At 67.2% G+C, this 2016-nt stretch carries 1 protein-coding gene and 2 pseudogenes; 1 reads left to right on the plus strand and 2 read right to left on the minus strand.

Annotated elements, in window-relative coordinates; all coding sequences use genetic code 11:
* Positions 1-352: 352 nt before the first annotated feature.
* Entirely contained in the window at positions 353-673 is a 321-nt protein-coding gene (locus GT354_RS29150; RefSeq protein WP_161358950.1) for a hypothetical protein, read from the minus strand.
* Positions 674-677: 4 nt separating this feature from the next.
* Between GT354_RS29150 and GT354_RS29155 the strand changes: the two are divergent.
* Positions 678-1146: pseudogene (locus tag GT354_RS29155) on the plus strand (IS5 family transposase); the annotation flags it as partial.
* A 96-nt stretch (positions 1147-1242) separates the two neighbouring features.
* Here the strand turns inward: GT354_RS29155 and GT354_RS54630 are convergent.
* Positions 1243-2016, minus strand: a pseudogene (locus tag GT354_RS54630) (IS5 family transposase); the annotation flags it as partial.

Genomic DNA, 2016 nt, shown 5'->3' on the forward strand with positions numbered 1-2016 from the left:
GACACCGTCGGGACGACAGGATTTGAACCTGCGACCCCTTGACCCCCAGTCAAGGAGACGAGGTGTTTCCGCAGGTCAGAGGCACTTCGATGCTCGATACAGCGTTCGTTTTCTGGCATATCGCGGTGTTTCGTGCATGACGTGTGGTCCACAACCGGTCCACAGAAGCTGAGGGTTGGTGCGGAGGGTTCGTTTGGTCCCGGTGGTTCCGCGTGGGGAATGGACGATCCCGACAAGGCTGCCGGAAGTGCGGTTCGGGCCCTGTGGCGTGAGATTGTCGGGCCCGTCGAGTGTCGCGTACGCGAGGTTGCTTCCTGCGCTGTGGAACACGTGACCCTGCTGTACCCGTGCCTCATGCCGAACCGTGTACAACGCGCGTCCGGAGGTCTTGCACAAGCCGGGTCCATACCCAGGAGTCGGCTCCCCACCAACTGGCCTCCCCCATGGGGCGCCAGTCGGCGAGTTCGTCCAGCGAGGCCTTGATCACGTCGGAATCGACATCCTGGTGTCGGTGCCGTCGACGGTCGAGTTGCCGGGTGATGGTGTGCAGCCGATGTGCCGCGCGGTAGTAGGAGAGTTGCGTGTCCTTGAGCCTCCGTGTCGCATACCCGCCACAGTTTGCACACCAGTGGTCCGGGAAGTCGTCACGGCCGAGGAAGTCGACGACGGTCATGAGGTCGTCGCTACACCTCGCCTCGGACCGGAACTGCCGGCCGTTGGCGTTCGTCCCGACCGCGGGACAGGCCGCCGACAGCCCGCAGTTCGTTCCCGTCCTCGGGAAGGTACGGGTCCACGGCCCCGTCGGACGTCCCCGCACCGGGCCCTACGTGGTCGCCGGGGACAAGGCCTACTCGTCCCGCAGCAACCGCGCCCACCTGCGCAAACGTCGTATCAAGGCCGTCATCCCGGAGAAACGGGATCAGGCCGCCGACCGCAGGAGGAAAGGCAGTGGGGGCGGCGGGCCCGTCGGCCACGACGTTGACCTCTACAAGGAACGGAACACCGTCGAGCGGTGCATCAACAGGCTCAAGGCCTGGCGAGGGATCGCCACCAGATACGACAAGACCCCCGGAGAGCTACCTCGCCAGCCTTCATCTTCGCGCCGCGATGATCTGGATCAAAGACCTCAGCCGGAGCACCCGTTGATCTCAACTGGATACGCGCCCTAGGGCCTGTACGGAGTTGCCGTTATTCGGTGGGTTGGAGGCTGCGGATCCAGATGATCGTGCCTCTCAGGTGTAGTCACGCGAGGAAGCTTTCGGGGGGTTTTGTCGTAGCGGGTCGCCAGTCCGCGCCAGGACTTGAGCTTGTTGATCAGGCGTTCGACGGTGTTGCGATCGCGGTAGAGGTCGGCGTCGTGGGAGAGGGGTCGTCCGCCGAGGCTGCCCTTTCGTTTCCGGTGGGCGGCCTGGTCCGTCTTCTCGGGGATGACCACCTTGATGTTGCGTTTGCGCAGGTGGGCGCGGTTCGTGTGGGAGGAGTAGGCCTTGTCGGCGGCGACCGCGTCGGGTCGGGTGCGCGGTCGGCCGACCGGGCCGCGCACCTTGACCTTGCGCGGGACGGGGACGAACCGCGGGCTGACGGCGGCCTGCCCCTCGGTGAGGACGAAGCCCGGGGGACGACAGCGCCGGTCGCACGCGAGGTGGATCTTGGAGGTCAACCCGCCGCGCGAGCGCCCGATCTCCGCCGCCTTCAGCCGCGCTCGGCGTCGACGTCGGATCCGGCGCCGTTCGGCGCGGTCGGGATCGTCGTCGCCCCGGGCGGCTTGCCCTGTTCGCGCTTTTCGCGATCCCCCATTGTTCGGCCGGCGGCCTCCTCCAGGGCGGCGAGAACCCCCTCGCCCACGCGCACACCCGCCGCGTCCCGGTGGGCGCGAACCACCGTGGAATCCACGCCGACCAGCGACATGTCCACCGGGCCGCGGCGGGCCGCCTCGGTGATCGTCGCGTCCATCAGAGCCGTCAACACACCGGCGTCGCGCCACTGGCGGAACCGGTCGTAGACCGTCGACCAGGC

This window comes from Streptomyces sp. SID3343 (assembly GCF_009865215.1).
GTDB lineage: Bacteria > Actinomycetota > Actinomycetes > Streptomycetales > Streptomycetaceae > Embleya.

Excerpts from the sequence above, each read along its gene's own strand:
- GT354_RS29150 (WP_161358950.1), bottom strand. The coding sequence starts at position 673 with ATGACCGTCGTCGACTTCCTCGGCCGTGACGACTTCCCGGACCACTGG.